A 15369-nucleotide genomic window follows, 5' to 3' on the forward strand; every position below is an offset into this window, starting at 1 on the left:
TGGCCGGGGCGCGACCCTATCCGCCGCGCCCCGGCACCCCGACCAAAAGGACCCCTGTGTTCGTCGACCTCGACCCGTCCGTGCGCCCGGTACTGATGAGCGCCCGCCCCGCCAACACCCAGCCCTACGACTTCGACCCGGCCGCCGTCCGCATCGTCCGCGCGGACCGCGTGCAGCACGGTGACGTGGTCCTCGGAGAGGTGTACGGCCACGACCCCGGCCACACCGCCACGGTCAGCTACCTGCCGTACGGCTGCACCCCGTACGCCGCCCGGCCGCGCCCCGTTGACCCCACGTGCCCGTGCGAGCTGTGCCGCCAGCACCGCACCGACCCGTACACCTACCTCACCGACCCGATCGCGCTCACCGTGTGGCCGCGCCCGGAGCTGGACCTCGACCCGGTGTGCCAGCTCAACAACGCCGACGAACTCTTGTTGGTCATCCCCGCCCACCGGCTCCCCGAGCCGGCCGCCCGGTGAACACCCCCGGGCAGGAGACCGCCCTCGTGCTCACCGCCGAGCAGATAACCGCCGCCGTGACCGCTGACGGCGTCCTGGACGGCTTCACGCTCACCGTCCGCGTCAGCGGCCGCCGCCGCTCCCTCGGCGTGACCGTCGAGCCCGGAGGGGACACCCTCACCCTGGCCGTGCCGGCCTCCGCCGAACTCGACGCCGTGGTCAGTGCGCTGCACAAGATGCGGGCCCGGATCGCCGGGGGCGTCAACCGGGCCCGCGAGCACGCCCCCGACCACCCCGTGCCCGCCCTGGTCGACGGCGCGGGGTTCGTGTGGCTCGGCAAGTCCCTCCGGCTGCGCACCCTCGACGGCCGCACGCCCGCGCAGCGCGCTGACGGGGAGCGCCTTCACGTCGGCCGTGACCTCCTGGCCCGCGACGGGGCGAAGCCGCTCATCCGCTGGTACTGCGAGCAGGGCACCGTGTGGGCGCGGCAGGCCGCCCCGGAGCTGTGGGCGCGTGCCACGCCCCCGGGGACGCCGCTGCCGGAACTGCGCGTCGCCGACATCGGCCGGAAGCGGTGGGGGAAGTACGAGCCGGCCCGGCACCGGGTCACCCTGGCGTGGCAGACGCTCCAGCTCCCCCCGTCCCTCGTCCGCTACGTCCTCGGCCACGAGCTGGCCCACGCCACCCGGCCCGCCGGGGCCGCGCACGGCCCGCAGTTCTGGAGGATGACCGAACGCATCATCCCCCTGGCCCGGGCGGAGGAACGGCGGCTCGCCCGAGAGGGCTGCACGGTGTGGATGGGCGACGTCCGCCCCCACTGACCCCTTCCCCTTCCGTCACCCCCCGGGGGCGCGCCGCCGCCGCTGCGCCCCCCGGGGGGCGTACGGCCGTACCACCCCGAGACAGGAGAACTCCCTCGTGAGCACTGCCCCCGACGCCCAGGGCCGCGACTGGACCGCGATGCACCGCGCCGACTTCGACCCGACGGCACCCCTGGCGCTGGTGGACCACCGCAGCGTCAGCCGTCGGCTGGAGGCCGTGACGCACTCGAACGGCACGGAGGCGCTGTTCGGTGAGGCCCCGAAGGCTGGCCGGACGCCCAGGCCCAGCAGGCCGGCTGCCACCGACCCGGACACCGAAACCCTGTTCTAGCAGGGGTGAAAGGTAAGCCGTGGGTACTGAATGGCGCGGTCTGATGGTGAGATGGTCGGGCCGCTTGGGGTGCTGAGCAGCAATGATCTAGTTTTTTCGGCGGATGGGTACCGCAGGAGATTCCCCATGGTGTAGTATTTTCCTTGTTGGCGGAGAGCAACCGCCAACGCCACGAAGAGAGGGACACCCACCATGACTTCTGCCCGCACCCGCCGCGCCGACCTCCTCCGGACCCGTGCCCGCGCCAACCGCGCCGCCTCCGCCGAACGCCGCGCCACCGCCCGCGCTGCCCGCCGCGTCCGCGCCGGTGCCCGCTCCCTGACCACCCACGTGATCGCCCTCGGTGTCAGCCGCGAGACCGTGAAGGGCGTCGCCAAGGCCCTTCAGGGCGTCGCCAAGAAGGAGCGCAGCAACGGCCTGAAGGGCAAGCGCGCCCGCATCCGCCGCACCGCCCGGGGCTTCAAGCGCCACGCCGTCACGGTCTACCGCTACACCCGCGCCCAGGTCGCGCAGATCGCCGCGCAGTACAAGCCGCGTAAGCCCGAGTACAAGGCCGTCCGCGCCGCGCTGATCGCCGCCTGAGCCACCCAGACCGCCGGGGCGCGGCAGCAACCCCCCCTGCCGCGCCCCGGCCCCCCGGAGACGGAGACACCCCATGGCCATCCCTCAGACCGCCCTCAACGCCGCCCACTGCGCCCGCGCCATCGCCACCATCGCCCGCACCCGCCTCCCCGCGCTGAACGCCCCCAGCCGCGCCGCCCTTGTCCAGATCGCCGAACGCCTCGACGCCGCCGCCCTTGCGCTGGAGACCGAAGACCCCGGCACCCTCGACGGCATCACCATTACGAACACACTGCCCTGGGACGCGTACGCCGCCCTGTCCCACGCCGACGACATCGCCGCCAACAACCCCACGATCGGCTTCCCGGCCGATCTCGGCCGGTACGTCACCGCCCCGATCTTCGGCGACGACGCGCCCATGCCCGCCCCGCTCCAACCGCGCAGCGCCGTACTGGCCGGGCAGGCCGCCGACCTGATCGCCCGGCTCCACGCCACCCACGCCCACCTCAAGACGGCGACCACCCCCGACGTCACCACGGCGCTCCTGGAGACGGCGTTCACCCTGCACCGCAAGCACGCCCGCCTCGCCGCCGCCGCCGCCTTCGACAACGCCCGCCCCTGCAACCAGCACTGACCGCCCCACCGCCGGGCAGGCCGCGACACAAGCCGCGCCCGCCCGGCGTACTTCCCGGCGACAGCACGCCGACCACGAACCGGAGGAACACCTGATGACCACTGCCCCCCAGCCCACCCCCAGCCCGACCACCACGCGCCCGTTCAGCATCAGCGACATCGCCCGCGCCGCCGCGCGCGTGCTCGGCGACAGCTGGGCCGCCGGAAAGAGCAACTGGGAAACGGCCGGCTACCTCCGGGGCCCGTTCCACACCCAGTTCGTCCTGGAGACGGACGAGCGCCAGCCCGACGAGGGCGGCGACCTGCGCCTCACCTACACGCCCCACCCGGCCGACAGGTTCACGACCGCACCCGTCCTGCCGGACGAGGTCGCCGAGGACGAGGAGGGGGTGCACTTCGAGCACGCGTCGCCCGTCGACGGGATCGACTCGTTGGCCGAGCTGACCGCCGCCACGATCCGCGCCATCACCACCCCCGCGCTCCCGGAGCCGTACAACCCCGCGCCCGGCAGCGAGTACCCGTTCAGCGTCAGCGACATCGCGCGCGCCGCCGCTCACCAGCTCGGCGACGGCTGGAGCGCCGAGTCCGGCCCCTGGGGCGTGACCGGCACCGTAAGCGGCCCCTACAACGCCAAGTTCACGATGGCCGTGGACTACGACAACGACCTGTGCATCTCGTGGGACCGGTTCGTGGGCGACGGCTTCCCGGAGCATCCTGAGCTGCCCGAGTCCGTGTGCGACTACGACGACGGCGTGTACCTGGAGCTGGCCGCCGCCTGTGACGGCCTGGAGTACCTGGCCGACCGGTCCGCCGCCGCGATCCGCGCCGTCACCGGCTACAACCCCGACGACTACGACTTCGAGTCGTCCGCGTCCCGGCAGCACCACGCCGACACCGGCCGCTACCTGCGCAAGGGCGAAGCCGAGTCCGCCTAGCGCTCACCCGCCGCCGCACCCCGGGGCCTGGCCGCCGAGCCGCCCCGGGGCGCGGCCCCAACACCCCCCTCCAGCCACCACCCCCGTGAAAGGGCCCCACATGTCCGCGCAGCTCACCCCCTCGGACAAGGCCGCCATCGAGGACGTGCTCACCCGCTGGAACGCCACCAACGACAGCGACGACGACACCAGCGACGAGGAACACGAGATCGCCGTCGACATGGCGGAACTGCTGTGGCAGCTCCACGGCAGCCTTCCCGTCAGCGGCTGACCACCCACCGCGCCCGGGGCTGGCCGCCGCGCCCCGGGCGCACCCCCCAGATCCCCTCCCGACCCACACGAAGGACCCGCACATGACCACCGCGCCTACGCCACTCATCGACCTTGAGGCGCTCGACGACCACGAGTTGGACAGCCTCTACAGCAAGGCCGGGCAGATCCTCCAGGTCCGCAGCGAGGCCGCGTTGCCCGCCGTGGTCCTGGAAGCCGTCCGGGAGACGCTTGCCGAGGACGGCGACACCCGCCGCCCCCTGCGCGCCGTGTTCTCCACCAGCAAGTGGGACAACGGGTACTTCTGGTACGCGGCCGAGGTACGAGTCACGTTGTTCGACGGGCGTACCGAGGAGATCGAGACTGTCGACCTGGACGACACCGACGCGGAAACGGCCCTGACGGACCACGTGTCGTACTTGGCGGAGCCCCTCGACAGCTGCGACACCCTGACCGTCACCTTCCAGCCGCCCACCGTGGCAATGACCTGACAGTCCTCCCGGTCCGGGGAAGCGCCCTTCCGCGTGGCCCCGGACCGGGCGACGTAAGCACCTCCCACCTGACTGCATACCCCGGCCGGAGAGCACCGCGCCGGACCCGCCACGAACCAGAGGAACACCCCAGTGCCCATTGCCCCTGTCGTCCACGCCCAGTCCGCCGCGCCGCTCGCCGCTCTCCTGCCCGACCGCCGGGGCCGGGCCTGGCAGGTCGGGCCCGCCCCGTACTGCATCCGCCCCAACGCGGCCACGTCCAGCATCACCAACCTGGGCCGCTCCCTGATCGTCGCCGAGGAGGGCGGCCGCATCGAGGTGTTCCACAATCGGCCGGACAAGTTCGCCACCGCCCCGGCCGCCGTCGCCGACGCTTCCGACCGAGACGCCGTTCCCCAGCTCGCCGCGCGCATCCTGCACGGCGTGCTGCCCGCGCTGGAGCGGGAGAGCGCCCGGGACACCGCCCGGGAACGCGGCTGGCGTGGTGTCGTCGCCGACAAGGCCGACGACATGACCGAGGTTGGCTACGCCCTCATCGCGCACGGCGCGCACCCGATGGCCGTTGCGGACCTGAACGGGCCCGCCCTGATCTGGGTGTCCGACAGCGGCGCGCAGTGGCGGCTGGGCATGTGGGGGACCGCCGGAAACCTCACCCTCACCTACGACGGTCCCGTGAGCGGCCTGTACGCGGTTCTGCCGTCCCTGCTGCTCCTGGATGACGGGCAAGGCCAGGAGGACGCCGGTAGCGCGTTCACGCGGCACCTGGCGGGCCGGTTCCCGCAGCTGCGGCCCCTCACCCCGGGCGAGGTCGAGTTCAGCCGACTCGGTGATGTCGGCGGGTACATCGCGCTGCCCGCCGCAGACGAGCCGACCGACTACGCGGACGACGTCCGCCGGGTCGTCGCCGAGTTCAGCGGCTTGGGCGCGGACCTGCTCCTCACCCTCGTCCCGCACCTGATCTGACCCCTGCTCGCCTGTCCCGCGCCCTGGCCTGCCCGGCCGGGGCGCGGGACGCCCCTGGAAGGCCGCCCACCGTGACTCCGCCCACCGTGACTCCGCCCGCCGTCGACTGCCCCGCCCAGACCCTCGCCGCCCGCGTGGCCGCACTCCTGCCCGCCCGGGCCGGCACCCCGTGGACCGTCGAGCCGGCCTCCGCCTGGTGGTCGACGAAGCCGACCGCCCGCCTCGCCCAGAACGGGCGCGCACTGATCCTTGTGGCGCACCCGTGGCATACCGAGATCGCCTGGCAGCTCCCCGGCCGCGAGCCGTACGAGCCGGATCTCCGCATAGACGCCCTGGCCCCCGACCAGGTCGCCCGCGAGGTGCTGCGCCTGGTCCTGCCCGTCCTGGACGACGAGACGGGCGCCCGCGGCCTCGGCCCGTCCCGGATCGAGCTGCTCGCCGAGATCGGACACGCCATGCGCGCGCAGGGCGCGGCGACGTACGAGCGGGGCGGCCTGCTGGTGGACACGGTCACCGTCACGTGGGCGTCGGGCGGGGTGCGCTGCTCGGCGTCCCTGCACGGCCGCAACCCGGTGTGCGACGTGCAGATCGAGGGGCCGGTGCGCGCCGTGGAGCGGGCGGTGACCCGCTTCCTGCCCGGCGCCGCTCCCGGTCGGCCGGTGCCGGGGGTCCGCGGTCGGCTCCCGCGCCGCCTGGCCGCCGCTCTGGCCCGGCATGTCGACGTCGAGCAGACGGCCGCCGGGGGGCTGGCCTTCGGCACGGGGCCCGGCCCGGGCCCGTACGGGTACGCGGCGCCCGCCGCCGACCCGGCCGCCCGGGCGCACGACACCGTGCCCGCCTCCGTCGACCTCCACGCCGTCGGCGTCGACTTCCTCGTCTCCCTCGCCCCCCAGCTCGCCCGCTGAACCTGCTGCGCCCCCACCGGCTCACGGGGGCGCCCCGCTTCCCTGGAAAGGACAACCCTGATCGTGACCACCAGCAACCTTTCGCCGGTCTCCGAGGTCAGCGCCGCCGAAGCCGCCCTGTGCGCTCTGGCAAAGCGGATGCTGGCGCTCGTCGCCGCCACGCTGCACCACCAGTTCCCCACCGGCGCCTACCTCGTCCTGACCCGCCCGGTCGACGGCAGCGATGACGACTCCGTGCGTCTGGACTCCGTCCGCGCTGCCCGGGGCGAGATCGTGTGGTCGTTCACGGAGAAGCCGCACGAGGAGCACTTGCTCCCGGCCGTGTCCGAGGAGATCGAGGCCCTGTGGGGGGACTCCAACCCCCGCAATACCGACGACGTGCTGAACCTGATCCAGCGGGTTGACCGGCTCGCCCTGTACGAGTTCCTCCAGTTCCTGCCCGAGGAGTGCCAGACGGAGGACGAGATCGAGGACGCGGAGGGCTGGGGCCGCACGCCGCTCGGTATCGCCCTCGGGCCGGCCAGCGAGCCGACCGCCCCCGGCGCAAGCGCCTGATCCACCGCCCTCACCCGTGCGCCCGGGCCGTGCGGCCCGGGCGCACGCCCTCTCCCTGTGAACTGGAGCCACCCCATGCTGACCCCCGCCACACCCGACCAGCTCGCCGCCGTGGAGGCGCTGCTCCCGCCGGACCGGGCGCCCGTGGCCATCGCGGTCGTCCTGGACACCGCCGAGGTGCACGCCGAGACCCGTCGGGGCAGTCACACCACCGAGGCGTTCGGCCGGTACTGCCGCACCGCCGTGCCGATGCTGCTGCGCCGGCTGCTGGCCGCCGAGTCTGAGCTTGACGTCCTGCGCGCCCAGGTGGCCCGGTATGTGGCCGCGGCCGACCAGGGCCAGGACCCGGCGCCCGGTGAACTTGTCGAGGACTGCAAGCGGGCGGGGATCGACCTGCGGGACGAGGTCGCCGCGGCGGCCGCCGTCCTCGAGGCCGAGGGCCGGTTCGCCGCGTTCGGCTGACCAGCGGCTGTAACAGCTCCCGTCCAACGGCCGTTCCCTGTCGCATCGGGGAGCGGCCGTTTCCCGTTTTCCCCGCCCGCCCGCGCTCCTGGAGACCATCGTGAGCAGTGAGCTGCCGCCCCTCGTCCCGTGCACCGACCCGGACCACACCGGGCCGCGCCGCGAACTCCTCGGCTGCGTCGGCCCGGAGCCGGCCCCGCCCGCGCTCACCTCCGGTGTGACCGGCGCCGCGCTCCAGTGGACCGGGTTCAGCGTAGCCAGCAGCCCAGGTGCGGCGGGCCGGAGTGGTTCGTAGGCCTTGGGTCAGGAGGAGGTGAATGGACGTTGACCCGATTGCTCACGCTTCGCCTACGATGGGTATACTCACGGTGATGCATGTGAGCCCAACTCTTTGCATCCGGCACCGCCGAGGCTTTCCACGACGACCGTCCGGCGGTGCCCCAATCCAGCTCTAGGCGCATGAGAGCACGGTGGCGGGCCGTGATGTCGACCGGCTCGGTAAGGACGGCCTGGACGAAGCACCTAGACGTGCTGCGCCGGCGTGCTGTGGCCGAGGCCATCGACGTGGGCGCGGACACGCCCTGGCCGTCGCTGGTCGATCGCATCGGCGCCACGCACCGGGTGGCGCGCCGTGCCGCCTGGGCGCAGCACGCGGCCGCCGGGTCGTGCCCCCCACGTCGCTCCGGTCATCGGCGGGCGGTGCGGCCGCTGCACCCGGTACTCGGCCGTGCGGCGCACGGTGGCGGAGACTGACCAGGAGGTGCGACGCCTGGCTCGGCGGCGGTCCGCTCTCTGGCTCCTCGACCGGCTGAGCGAGGGCCTGATCACCCCGGAGTAGGGGGAGGATCTGCGGCGACACTTCGAGGCGGAGGTGCGAGAGGGGAATGGGCTGGCCTCCACCGTCCGGGAGCTGTCTCCGCAAATCCGCGCAGCCGCGGCGGCTCTCGAGGAGGCGCGCGACAAGGCGAAGCGGGACGTGGCCCGGGTGTCCGCGGCGGGCGCCGAGCATGCGGGGAAGGCCCGGACCGTGCTCGCCGAGTTGCTGAAGGGGTTCTCTCCGCGGTGGGTCGACGGGCAGGTGGCGTTCTATCGGCCCATCTTGACGGCGGTCCCCGTGGAGTCCTTCGAACGGTGGCGCCGCGCCGCCGGCGGCGATGCTGGCGTGGCGTCGGAAGGGGTCTGGTGTATGAGCCGGACCGGGTGCGATGGCGGTTGTTGCGCGCGGGCGGCCGACGACGTTGCCCCGGCCGAGTACGCGGGTGGGTGACCGCTGCTGCGCCCGGTCGCTGGGCGGATCGGGCGCAATAGACCTGGTGATGGTACGTCAAGGGGACCAAATGGCTAGTTTTGCCTGACCGAAAGCCGAAATATTCCCCATGGTGTACCATTCAGAGTGTTGGTGGAGAGCAACCTCCGACACCGCCACGAACAGAGGAACACCAGATGCGGATCCTGCCCCCAGCGGTCGCCACCGCCGTCCACGTCGCCACCCTCGCCCGCCGGAACGGCCGCCCCATCCCCCCGAAGGCGCTCGCCGTCCTCGACGCCTACGCCGCCCCGTTCCCCGGCCGCTGGCTCGTCGCCCCCATGCCCGGCGACCCGGTCCGCATCATCGAGTTGTTCGCGGGCCCCGGCGGATGGTCGGAGGGCATCGCGACCGTCCTCGGCGTCCTCGTCGACGCCGTCGGCATCGACGTCTCCAAGGACGCGTGCGCCACCGCCACCGCCGCCGGGCACATCCGCATCTGCGCCGACATCACCACGCTCGACCCCGAGCACCCCGCCTTGCGGTACACGGTCGGCCTGATCGTGTCCCCGCCGTGCCCCTCGTTCTCCCCGGCCGGGAAGCACACCGGGCTGGAAGAGGCCAACATCCTCACCCTGTGCCGCGTCCTGGCCCAGTGCTCGGAGGCGGGCGGGTTCCTCCCCGGCAACGAGCTGGACGACTGGTGCGAGGGCTGCGCCACCTGCGACCAGCTCGGCTACCACGACGGCTACGCCCCGCGCTCCGGCCTCACCTGGGACGACCTGCGCGCCCAGCTCGCCCCGCTCACCGACCCCCGCATCGGCCTCATGGCCGAGATTCTGTTCTGGGGGTTCGGCCTTCAGGCCGCCGGTGCGCCGCTCCAGTTCATCGCCATGGAGCAGTCAGCCCGCCTGCCTCAGCAGATCCTCGACGACATCCGGCTGGAGCTGCGCGGCGGCCAGGAAGAGGGCGAGTGGTACTGGACCACCCACGGCATCCTCGAAGCCTCCCGGTTCGGGCTGGCCTCCCGCCGCGAGCGGGTGTTCTTCCTGGCCTCACGCGGCTTGTCGTACCTACCCACGCCCACCGCGAGCGTCCGCCAGACCACCATGGCGCAGGCCCTCGGCTGGAAGGAGGGCGAGCGCATCAACACCCGTGGCGTCCGCCCGATCGACCCGAAGACCGGCCGCCCCAAGGGCGGCAACGAGTTCTCCGCCGACAAGCCGTCGAACTGCCTCACCGGCAAGGCCCGCACCTGGAAGCGCGTCAGCGACGGTCTTCGCCTCACCACGAACGAGGCCGGTGTCCTGGTCGGCTTCCGCCGCTCGTACCCGGGCGAGGGTTCCCGCACGAGCGTGTTCCAGCAGCTCGCCGACGTCGTCCCCCCGATCATGGCGGCGCGGCTGCTCGCCCAGTTCTTCGGCGTCGACGGCGAGGGCTTGACCGCCGACTACCTCGACCAGCTCTACCGGATGGACGAACTGATCCACAGCGCCGACGACTACGGCCCGGCCGCCTGATACCACCCCCGACCGGCCCCCGCCCGCCCGGCGGGGGCCGCCGTCGTTCCCCGCCCTGTAACAGCCGCCCCCGGCCCGACGTTCCCCCGGACATGAGCGAACTCCTCCCCTCCCCGGCCTGCCCCGCCGCTCCGTCCCCGGCCACGTCCTGGGCACAGATGCTCGACCCGCAGGACCCGCCCGTCGTCCTGGCCACCACGCTCACCGTCGACGGCATGGAGTTCGCCTATGGGGTATCCGTTGACCCGCGCGCGTGGGAACGCATCAGCAGGGACCCGGCGATCCGCGCCGGCTACGAGCACAGTCTCCGACTCAAGCTCGCGGAATCCATCGTGGAGCGCCTCGCCCCGCCCGTCACCGTGCAGATGCCGCCAGCGCTCGACGAGACGGGGGCGCGCACCGGCCAGAACACCGCCCACCCGAACTAGGCTCGAAAGCATGAGCACCGCCCCCGCCCCCGACCCGGCCCCGTTCGACCCGCACGCCTTCCCCGCCGACCTGGTCGCCGCGCAGCGCCAGGCCGCCGAGCTGCACGCCGCCCTGCACGCCCACCAGACCAGCCTTCCGTGGTCACGGGAACCACACCCCGGATGGCCGGAGGTCGCCGAACGGGGCAGAGAGCACCCAGGGCGGGCCGCGTCGCCCGGCTGGACGCCGCAGGAGGCCACCCGGTTCGACCAGTTGCTTGTGGCACTGCGGGACGCCAGGGCGGCCGTACAGGGGCACCCGTGGTGGGCGCGCTGCCGGGCGGAGGGAATCGAAGGCGCGGACCTGGTCGCCGCCCGGCAGGCCCTCAAGCACGCCCCAGGCGCCGTGCCTGTGGCCCGCGGGGACGTCGACGCAGCGGCATGACCGGCCAGAGGTCAGGCTGAGCGGTCCCAGGCCTGTTGCGGCGGTGAGGCCGGCCGGGGCAGGCCCGGGCGCTCCCCGCCGTCGGGTATCCGCCAGCCGTGCGGATCGACGCCGGTGTCCACCGTCGCCGACAGGTTCACCATGGCCATCAGCTCGACGTCGGCGAGCTGCTCCACGGCCAAGCCCGTCGCGGACATCAGGTCGAAGGTCTGGACGGGGACGAGGATCTGCCCGCCGGCGAACGTCGGCACGGACACGTGGGCGGTGTACGGGCCCGCCCGCATGACCCGGACCCGCACCCACCCGTACCTGGCGCTCTCCATCCTGTGTTCCTACCCCTGCGGCGGCCGCCGTGGCCAGCCGGTTTCGCCACGCATCCTGTCCGGCCCGCTGCGAGAGCACGAAGGGTTACAGGGCGGCCCACACGGGGCGCGCCCCCTTTCCCCTCGGGAGGCCAGCTCATGGCTGCCGTCGTCCGCACCTACCTGATCACCAACGCGAGCGCCCTGTTCGGCGAAGGCGCTCGCATCCGCATCTACAGCGCCGCCCCCGCCGGCTTTGTCGTCCGCCGCGTCATCGGCGGCCGCCCGGTCGCCGTTCTGCTCACCGACAGCCCGCTGCCCGGCCACGGCAACGTCCTGATCGCCGAACTCCAGGACTGCTACCTGTAGCCGCTGGACGTCTGCGATGCTCGGGGCCATGGACCTCGTGCCTGGCCCCGAGCATCAGCCCAAGCCCGCCGTCCGCGTGGACGTGGACGTCTCGGGATACCTCGAGGCCTTGGAGAAGGTGCGGGCCGCCGTACTGTTCGGGTGGCACGAGGACCTCGCCGCCCTGGACGACGAGCTGGGCACCCTGTTCCGCGGGCAGCTCTAGCCGGGCGCCACGCCCCCGCCCGGCCGCGCCCGCGGCATGGTCCCCTGCCGAGTCGCGTCGGCCGCCCTGGACGGCGTGGAGCTGCTCCCATGGGCCACCCTGAGCCCAAGCTGTGGCCACTGGTACGTCCTGGCCCTGACTGACGTGTCCCCGAGCAGGTCCACCTCGACCTGGTAGCGGACCGTCCCGTCCGGCCAGTCCTGCCGCGCCATGACCGGCGCGTACCGCCACCGCCCGGCCGACCACACCCGCAGCGCCGGACGGTCGCCCGTCGGCCACGTCCACACCGCCGGCTCCGGCCCGTCCTCCGGGCGCCACGGGCGGGACGGCTCCGGCTCCTCGATCGTGCTCACCCTCTCGACTGTAGGCGGCCCCGCCCAGGCAGGGCGCGACGGTAGGCCAGCTCACCGCCCATGATCCGCAGCTCACCCCCATCTCCTGGAGTGTGCCGTGAGTACCGTCCTGACCGCTGACGCCCGACGACTTCCACTCCGGGCCAGCACCGTCGACCTGGTAGTGACCTCGCCGCCGTACTGGAAGAAGCGGGATTACGGCAGCGCAAACCAGCTCGGCCAGGAAGCAACGCCAGCGGCCTACGTCGCGGCGCTGATGGACTGCCTCACGGAGTGGCGGCGCGTTCTCACCCCCACCGGCAGCGTCATGCTCAACGTGGGGGACGGCTACAGCCGCCGCTCGCTCGCAGGCATCCCGGCCCGGGTCGAGGCGGCCGCCACGGACGCCGGCTGGCTGGTCCGGAACCGAATCATCTGGACGAAGTCGCGCGGCGTGCCCGACCCCGCCCGCGACCGGCTCGCGAACCGGCACGAGTACGTCCTGCACCTCACGCGGCGCCGCTACTACTACGACCTCCACGGCTACGCCGAGGAGTACGGCCGCGGAGCCAACCCCGGGGACGTCTGGCACATCGAGCCGACGCGAGGGGCGAGCGCGCACCTGGCCCCGTTCCCCGTGGAACTGGCACGCCGCGCGGTGATGCTCGGATGCCCGCGCCGCGTCTGCACGGTGTGCGGAAGTCCGTCGCAGCGGCTCCTCGGCCGCGCAACGAAGCTCGACCCCGCCCGCCCTCAGGCCCGCCGTGCCATGCAACTCGCCGAAGAGGCCGGTCTCGGCCCCGCCCACATCGCCGCGATCCAGGCCACTGGCCTGTCCGACGCGGGTAAGGCCATGCAAGTGCAGACCGGTACCGGCCGGAACAGCGCGCACGTGCAGCACCTGGCCGCCGAGGCCAAGAAGGCGCTGGGCGGGTACTTCCGGGAGTTCACCATGGCCCGCAGAATCACGCTCGGGTGGTCCGACTGCGGCCATGAGGCCATGCGCCCCGGAAGAGTGCTGGACCCCTTCGCCGGTACCGGCACCACGGGCGTGGCCGCGGTGGAACAGGGCCTGGACTACGTGGGCGCCGACCTCAACCTGGAGCACCACGGCAACCTGGATGCGCTGGCTTCACAGCTGCCGCTATCTACCTGAACGGGCAGGGCGCGACGGTAGACCGTCCCGGCCTCCACGATCCGCAGCGTCATCTGCTCCACGCTTCGGGAAGGCCACGCTGTGAACCCTCGATCGTCTCGCCTCGCCGCCCTGTTCGGTATCGCCTGCCTGGGACTCCTCGCCCTCACCGGCTGCTCAGCCGACGCGGGTCCGCGCCGTTGCCCGACGACGCACACCGCCGCTGGTGACTACGTCCCGGCCGGGCCGCGCCCGTGCATCCTCTACGGCACCGGGCACGGCCACCCGGCCGCTGGTGCCAACCATTCCGCGGGCAGCGGCGGCCGCGACAGCGCCAAGGAGTCGATCAAGGACGCCAGCAAGACCCCCGCCAAGGGCTCGGCGAAGGCGCCCGCGGTGAAGACGCCGGCTGCGCCGAAGTCCCTCCCCGGCGGGGTGTCGCTGCGCAAGCGGTGACAATTTCGCAGCGCGCGACGTAAGACACGTGGGCCGGACACGGTCCGCCCGACAACCCGCTACGGAAGGAACCCCCGTGTCTGACACCACCGCCGCCAAGGCCAGTTGCTCCCCGTGCGCGCTGGAGCCCCTGGATCTCGTCGCCGACTCCTGCGGCCCGTGCGAGCGCGACAACCGCCGGATCCTGGTCCTGCTCGTGGCCAACCTGGTCGTCGTCTTCGTGGCCCTCGCAGCGGTCTGCGCTTACGTGGTCGGCTCCACGGCGAGGTCTCACCCCGCCCCGGCCCCGGCCACGTCGGCGGCGCCCGCGGACCCATGGCCTGCGCCCAGCTCGCCGGCGGCTACGTGGATGCCGTCGCCGTCCCTGTCCGCGCCCGGCCCGAACGGCACGCCGTGCAACATCTTCGACGCCGAATGCAACAGCGGTAGCGGCGGCGCCGGCGGCGTGGTCGAGCGAGGCGCCAGCGCCGACGGTGCCTGACTAGGAGGCGGCGGCCGCGTCCAGGGTCCGCGCGGCAGACCCGAGCGAGGCGAACGCTTCTCCGAGCTTGAAGCTCTCGGCGGAAGTCAGCCCGTCCAGCCCGTCCACGGCGTCGTAAACCCGCTGCTGGAGCGCCTTAACATCGGCGGCAAGAGTGCGAAAGCACCGTGCGGAATCCTCGGACACAGCTCCCCCTGGGGCGCGGGCGGATGGGAGACCAAGCTACGGCCACGACCCCGCCGAAGAGTTCAGAACCAGGAAGCGGTTCACCCCTTCGGGTCCACCCCGCGCCCCGGCCGGACGACTCTCCGGCCGGGGCGCAGCCGTGTCCGGCCATTGACAGGTGACCCGCCGGTAACCAGAGGCGGACGTAAGCACTCCGGTTCGTACAGGGTGCACCCTTTGCCCGCGGCGCTCCCGCGGCCGCCACCCACGGCGGCCCGCGCCGCGGCGGAAGGGAGCAGCGTGCAGCCGCACGTCATCACGGCGATCCACGACTGGCGGATCTCCTGGGACGAACAGCAGTTCGCCGCGCAGGAGGCATTCACCGCGGCGTTCCCCGCCCTCAGCCCAGCTGACCGGTGCCCCTGCCTCGGCCCCACCCTGCGCTGGGAGAAGCCTGGCGAAGGCTCGGGCAAGGTCTGCCTCGACGACCACGGGCGCGCCACGATCGAGTTCGAGGGCGTTCCACAGGCAGTCGTCGGCATGGTCATGACGGAGGTGTGGGGACCCGACTGGTTCGATGAGGGGCCCGGCGGATTCGCCGAGGCGGCACCCGGCCAGTACAGCTACGAGGACGATTCGACGTACGCCGAGTACTACATCAACGTCCTGGAGAACGGCCTCACGTCGATCGCTTTGTCCTACGCGAAGGTCGACGACATCGCCGCGATCCTCGACGCCCTCGAACAGGCCCTCGCAGCTCAGCGGCCAGCCTGACCGCGGGCGGGGTGAGGCGACGTGGTTACCGGGGACCAGTCCGCGTCGTCTCACCCCGAGCGCACGTCATCTCACCTGGCCGGTCCGCCGGCGGACTGCTTCCCTGAGAAGCCCCACGGCGCGACGCAAGCCGAAGCTCGTCTCTAC

The 15369-nt window shown here is 72.9% G+C and carries 25 protein-coding genes; 22 read left to right on the top strand and 3 right to left on the bottom strand.

Features of this window, described 5'->3' with window-relative positions; genetic code table 11:
- The first annotated feature begins 56 nt into the window (after window positions 1-56).
- The 16 genes from ABEB07_RS27720 to ABEB07_RS27795 all read left to right on the top strand — a co-directional run bounded on the left by ABEB07_RS27720 (window position 57) and on the right by ABEB07_RS27795 (window position 11003).
- On the top strand, window positions 57-479 hold the full coding sequence (locus ABEB07_RS27720; protein WP_345670820.1) for a hypothetical protein: 423 nt from the start codon (window positions 57-59) through the stop codon (window positions 477-479).
- A complete protein-coding gene (locus tag ABEB07_RS27725; protein ID WP_345670821.1) occupies window positions 476-1279 on the top strand; it encodes a M48 family metallopeptidase in 804 nt (267 codons plus the stop codon). The genes ABEB07_RS27720 and ABEB07_RS27725 overlap by 4 nt, the downstream gene beginning before the upstream one ends.
- Window positions 1280-1376: 97 nt before the next feature.
- Window positions 1377-1610: a hypothetical protein gene (locus tag ABEB07_RS27730; protein WP_345670822.1), complete on the top strand. Its 234-nt coding sequence runs from the start codon at window positions 1377-1379 to the stop codon at window positions 1608-1610.
- 192 nt (window positions 1611-1802) lie between these two features.
- The gene (locus ABEB07_RS27735) at window positions 1803-2192 is read left to right on the top strand and encodes a hypothetical protein (RefSeq protein ID WP_345670823.1); all 390 of its coding nucleotides are present in this window, start codon (window positions 1803-1805) and stop codon (window positions 2190-2192) included.
- Between the two features lie 73 nt (window positions 2193-2265).
- On the top strand, window positions 2266-2805 hold the full coding sequence (locus ABEB07_RS27740) for a hypothetical protein (protein ID WP_345670824.1): 540 nt from the start codon (window positions 2266-2268) through the stop codon (window positions 2803-2805).
- Between the two features lie 94 nt (window positions 2806-2899).
- A complete protein-coding gene (locus tag ABEB07_RS27745; RefSeq protein ID WP_345670825.1) occupies window positions 2900-3739 on the top strand; it encodes a hypothetical protein in 840 nt (279 codons plus the stop codon).
- Window positions 3740-3839: 100 nt separating this feature from the next.
- On the top strand, window positions 3840-4010 hold the full coding sequence (locus ABEB07_RS27750) for a hypothetical protein (RefSeq protein WP_345670826.1): 171 nt from the start codon (window positions 3840-3842) through the stop codon (window positions 4008-4010).
- 82 nt (window positions 4011-4092) lie between these two features.
- A complete protein-coding gene (locus tag ABEB07_RS27755; RefSeq protein ID WP_345670827.1) occupies window positions 4093-4500 on the top strand; it encodes a hypothetical protein in 408 nt (135 codons plus the stop codon).
- A gap of 132 nt (window positions 4501-4632) precedes the next feature.
- Complete coding sequence (locus ABEB07_RS27760; protein WP_345670829.1) at window positions 4633-5463, top strand: hypothetical protein; 831 nt, start codon at window positions 4633-4635, stop codon at window positions 5461-5463.
- A gap of 86 nt (window positions 5464-5549) precedes the next feature.
- Complete coding sequence (locus ABEB07_RS27765) at window positions 5550-6368, top strand: hypothetical protein (protein ID WP_345670830.1); 819 nt, start codon at window positions 5550-5552, stop codon at window positions 6366-6368.
- A 63-nt stretch (window positions 6369-6431) separates the two neighbouring features.
- A complete protein-coding gene (locus ABEB07_RS27770; RefSeq protein WP_345670832.1) occupies window positions 6432-6923 on the top strand; it encodes a hypothetical protein in 492 nt (163 codons plus the stop codon).
- A 75-nt stretch (window positions 6924-6998) separates the two neighbouring features.
- Entirely contained in the window at window positions 6999-7385 is a 387-nt protein-coding gene (locus ABEB07_RS27775) for a hypothetical protein (RefSeq protein ID WP_345670833.1), read from the top strand.
- A 100-nt stretch (window positions 7386-7485) separates the two neighbouring features.
- On the top strand, window positions 7486-7680 hold the full coding sequence (locus tag ABEB07_RS27780) for a hypothetical protein (RefSeq protein WP_345670834.1): 195 nt from the start codon (window positions 7486-7488) through the stop codon (window positions 7678-7680).
- Between the two features lie 1148 nt (window positions 7681-8828).
- Complete coding sequence (locus tag ABEB07_RS27785; protein WP_345670835.1) at window positions 8829-10151, top strand: DNA cytosine methyltransferase; 1323 nt, start codon at window positions 8829-8831, stop codon at window positions 10149-10151.
- A gap of 92 nt (window positions 10152-10243) precedes the next feature.
- Window positions 10244-10579: a hypothetical protein gene (locus ABEB07_RS27790; protein WP_345670836.1), complete on the top strand. Its 336-nt coding sequence runs from the start codon at window positions 10244-10246 to the stop codon at window positions 10577-10579.
- 10 nt (window positions 10580-10589) lie between these two features.
- Window positions 10590-11003 (top strand): hypothetical protein, encoded by a 414-nt coding sequence (locus tag ABEB07_RS27795; protein WP_345670837.1) that lies wholly within the window; start codon window positions 10590-10592, stop codon window positions 11001-11003.
- Window positions 11004-11014: 11 nt separating this feature from the next.
- Here ABEB07_RS27795 and ABEB07_RS27800 read toward each other — a convergent pair whose 3' ends face one another.
- The gene (locus tag ABEB07_RS27800) at window positions 11015-11326 is read right to left on the bottom strand and encodes a hypothetical protein (RefSeq protein WP_345670838.1); all 312 of its coding nucleotides are present in this window, start codon (window positions 11324-11326) and stop codon (window positions 11015-11017) included.
- A 138-nt stretch (window positions 11327-11464) separates the two neighbouring features.
- Here ABEB07_RS27800 and ABEB07_RS27805 point away from each other — a divergent pair, with 138 nt between their 5' ends.
- Together ABEB07_RS27805 and ABEB07_RS27810 are read left to right on the top strand one after the other, a co-directional pair.
- Window positions 11465-11674 (top strand): hypothetical protein, encoded by a 210-nt coding sequence (locus ABEB07_RS27805; protein ID WP_345670840.1) that lies wholly within the window; start codon window positions 11465-11467, stop codon window positions 11672-11674.
- 28 nt (window positions 11675-11702) lie between these two features.
- Window positions 11703-11879 (top strand): hypothetical protein, encoded by a 177-nt coding sequence (locus ABEB07_RS27810; protein WP_345670841.1) that lies wholly within the window; start codon window positions 11703-11705, stop codon window positions 11877-11879.
- Here ABEB07_RS27810 and ABEB07_RS27815 read toward each other — a convergent pair.
- Window positions 11876-12232 (bottom strand): hypothetical protein, encoded by a 357-nt coding sequence (locus ABEB07_RS27815; RefSeq protein ID WP_345670843.1) that lies wholly within the window; start codon window positions 12230-12232, stop codon window positions 11876-11878. The genes ABEB07_RS27810 and ABEB07_RS27815 overlap by 4 nt on opposite strands.
- Window positions 12233-12329: 97 nt before the next feature.
- Here ABEB07_RS27815 and ABEB07_RS27820 point away from each other — a divergent pair, with 97 nt between their 5' ends.
- The 3 genes from ABEB07_RS27820 to ABEB07_RS27830 all read left to right on the top strand — a co-directional run bounded on the left by ABEB07_RS27820 (window position 12330) and on the right by ABEB07_RS27830 (window position 14283).
- A complete protein-coding gene (locus ABEB07_RS27820) occupies window positions 12330-13367 on the top strand; it encodes a DNA-methyltransferase (RefSeq protein ID WP_345670845.1) in 1038 nt (345 codons plus the stop codon).
- A gap of 81 nt (window positions 13368-13448) precedes the next feature.
- Window positions 13449-13802 carry a hypothetical protein gene (locus tag ABEB07_RS27825; protein WP_345670846.1) on the top strand — a complete coding sequence of 118 codons (354 nt, stop codon included), beginning with the start codon at window positions 13449-13451 and terminating at the stop codon, window positions 13800-13802.
- A gap of 76 nt (window positions 13803-13878) precedes the next feature.
- Window positions 13879-14283, top strand: a complete 405-nt coding sequence (locus ABEB07_RS27830; protein ID WP_345670847.1) for a hypothetical protein — start codon at window positions 13879-13881, stop codon at window positions 14281-14283.
- Here the strand turns inward: ABEB07_RS27830 and ABEB07_RS27835 are convergent, their stop codons facing one another.
- The gene (locus ABEB07_RS27835; RefSeq protein ID WP_345670848.1) at window positions 14284-14469 is read right to left on the bottom strand and encodes a hypothetical protein; all 186 of its coding nucleotides are present in this window, start codon (window positions 14467-14469) and stop codon (window positions 14284-14286) included. It lies immediately after the preceding gene.
- A 279-nt stretch (window positions 14470-14748) separates the two neighbouring features.
- Between ABEB07_RS27835 and ABEB07_RS27840 the strand changes: the two genes are divergently transcribed.
- Window positions 14749-15222 (top strand): hypothetical protein, encoded by a 474-nt coding sequence (locus tag ABEB07_RS27840; protein ID WP_345670849.1) that lies wholly within the window; start codon window positions 14749-14751, stop codon window positions 15220-15222.
- Window positions 15223-15369 lie beyond the last annotated feature (147 nt).

It is taken from the genome of Streptomyces similanensis (assembly GCF_039543625.1).
Taxonomy (GTDB): domain Bacteria; phylum Actinomycetota; class Actinomycetes; order Streptomycetales; family Streptomycetaceae; genus Streptomyces; species Streptomyces similanensis.

Excerpts from the sequence above, each read along its gene's own strand:
- ABEB07_RS27735 (WP_345670823.1), top strand. The coding sequence starts at position 1,803 with ATGACTTCTGCCCGCACCCGCCGCGCCGACCTCCTCCGGACCCGTGCC.
- ABEB07_RS27740 (WP_345670824.1), top strand. The coding sequence starts at position 2,266 with ATGGCCATCCCTCAGACCGCCCTCAACGCCGCCCACTGCGCCCGCGCC.
- ABEB07_RS27745 (WP_345670825.1), top strand. The coding sequence starts at position 2,900 with ATGACCACTGCCCCCCAGCCCACCCCCAGCCCGACCACCACGCGCCCG.
- ABEB07_RS27750 (WP_345670826.1), top strand. The coding sequence starts at position 3,840 with ATGTCCGCGCAGCTCACCCCCTCGGACAAGGCCGCCATCGAGGACGTG.
- ABEB07_RS27755 (WP_345670827.1), top strand. The coding sequence starts at position 4,093 with ATGACCACCGCGCCTACGCCACTCATCGACCTTGAGGCGCTCGACGAC.
- ABEB07_RS27775 (WP_345670833.1), top strand. The coding sequence starts at position 6,999 with ATGCTGACCCCCGCCACACCCGACCAGCTCGCCGCCGTGGAGGCGCTG.
- ABEB07_RS27785 (WP_345670835.1), top strand. The coding sequence starts at position 8,829 with ATGCGGATCCTGCCCCCAGCGGTCGCCACCGCCGTCCACGTCGCCACC.
- ABEB07_RS27790 (WP_345670836.1), top strand. The coding sequence starts at position 10,244 with ATGAGCGAACTCCTCCCCTCCCCGGCCTGCCCCGCCGCTCCGTCCCCG.
- ABEB07_RS27795 (WP_345670837.1), top strand. The coding sequence starts at position 10,590 with ATGAGCACCGCCCCCGCCCCCGACCCGGCCCCGTTCGACCCGCACGCC.
- ABEB07_RS27800 (WP_345670838.1), bottom strand. The coding sequence starts at position 11,326 with ATGGAGAGCGCCAGGTACGGGTGGGTGCGGGTCCGGGTCATGCGGGCG.
- ABEB07_RS27805 (WP_345670840.1), top strand. The coding sequence starts at position 11,465 with ATGGCTGCCGTCGTCCGCACCTACCTGATCACCAACGCGAGCGCCCTG.
- ABEB07_RS27810 (WP_345670841.1), top strand. The coding sequence starts at position 11,703 with ATGGACCTCGTGCCTGGCCCCGAGCATCAGCCCAAGCCCGCCGTCCGC.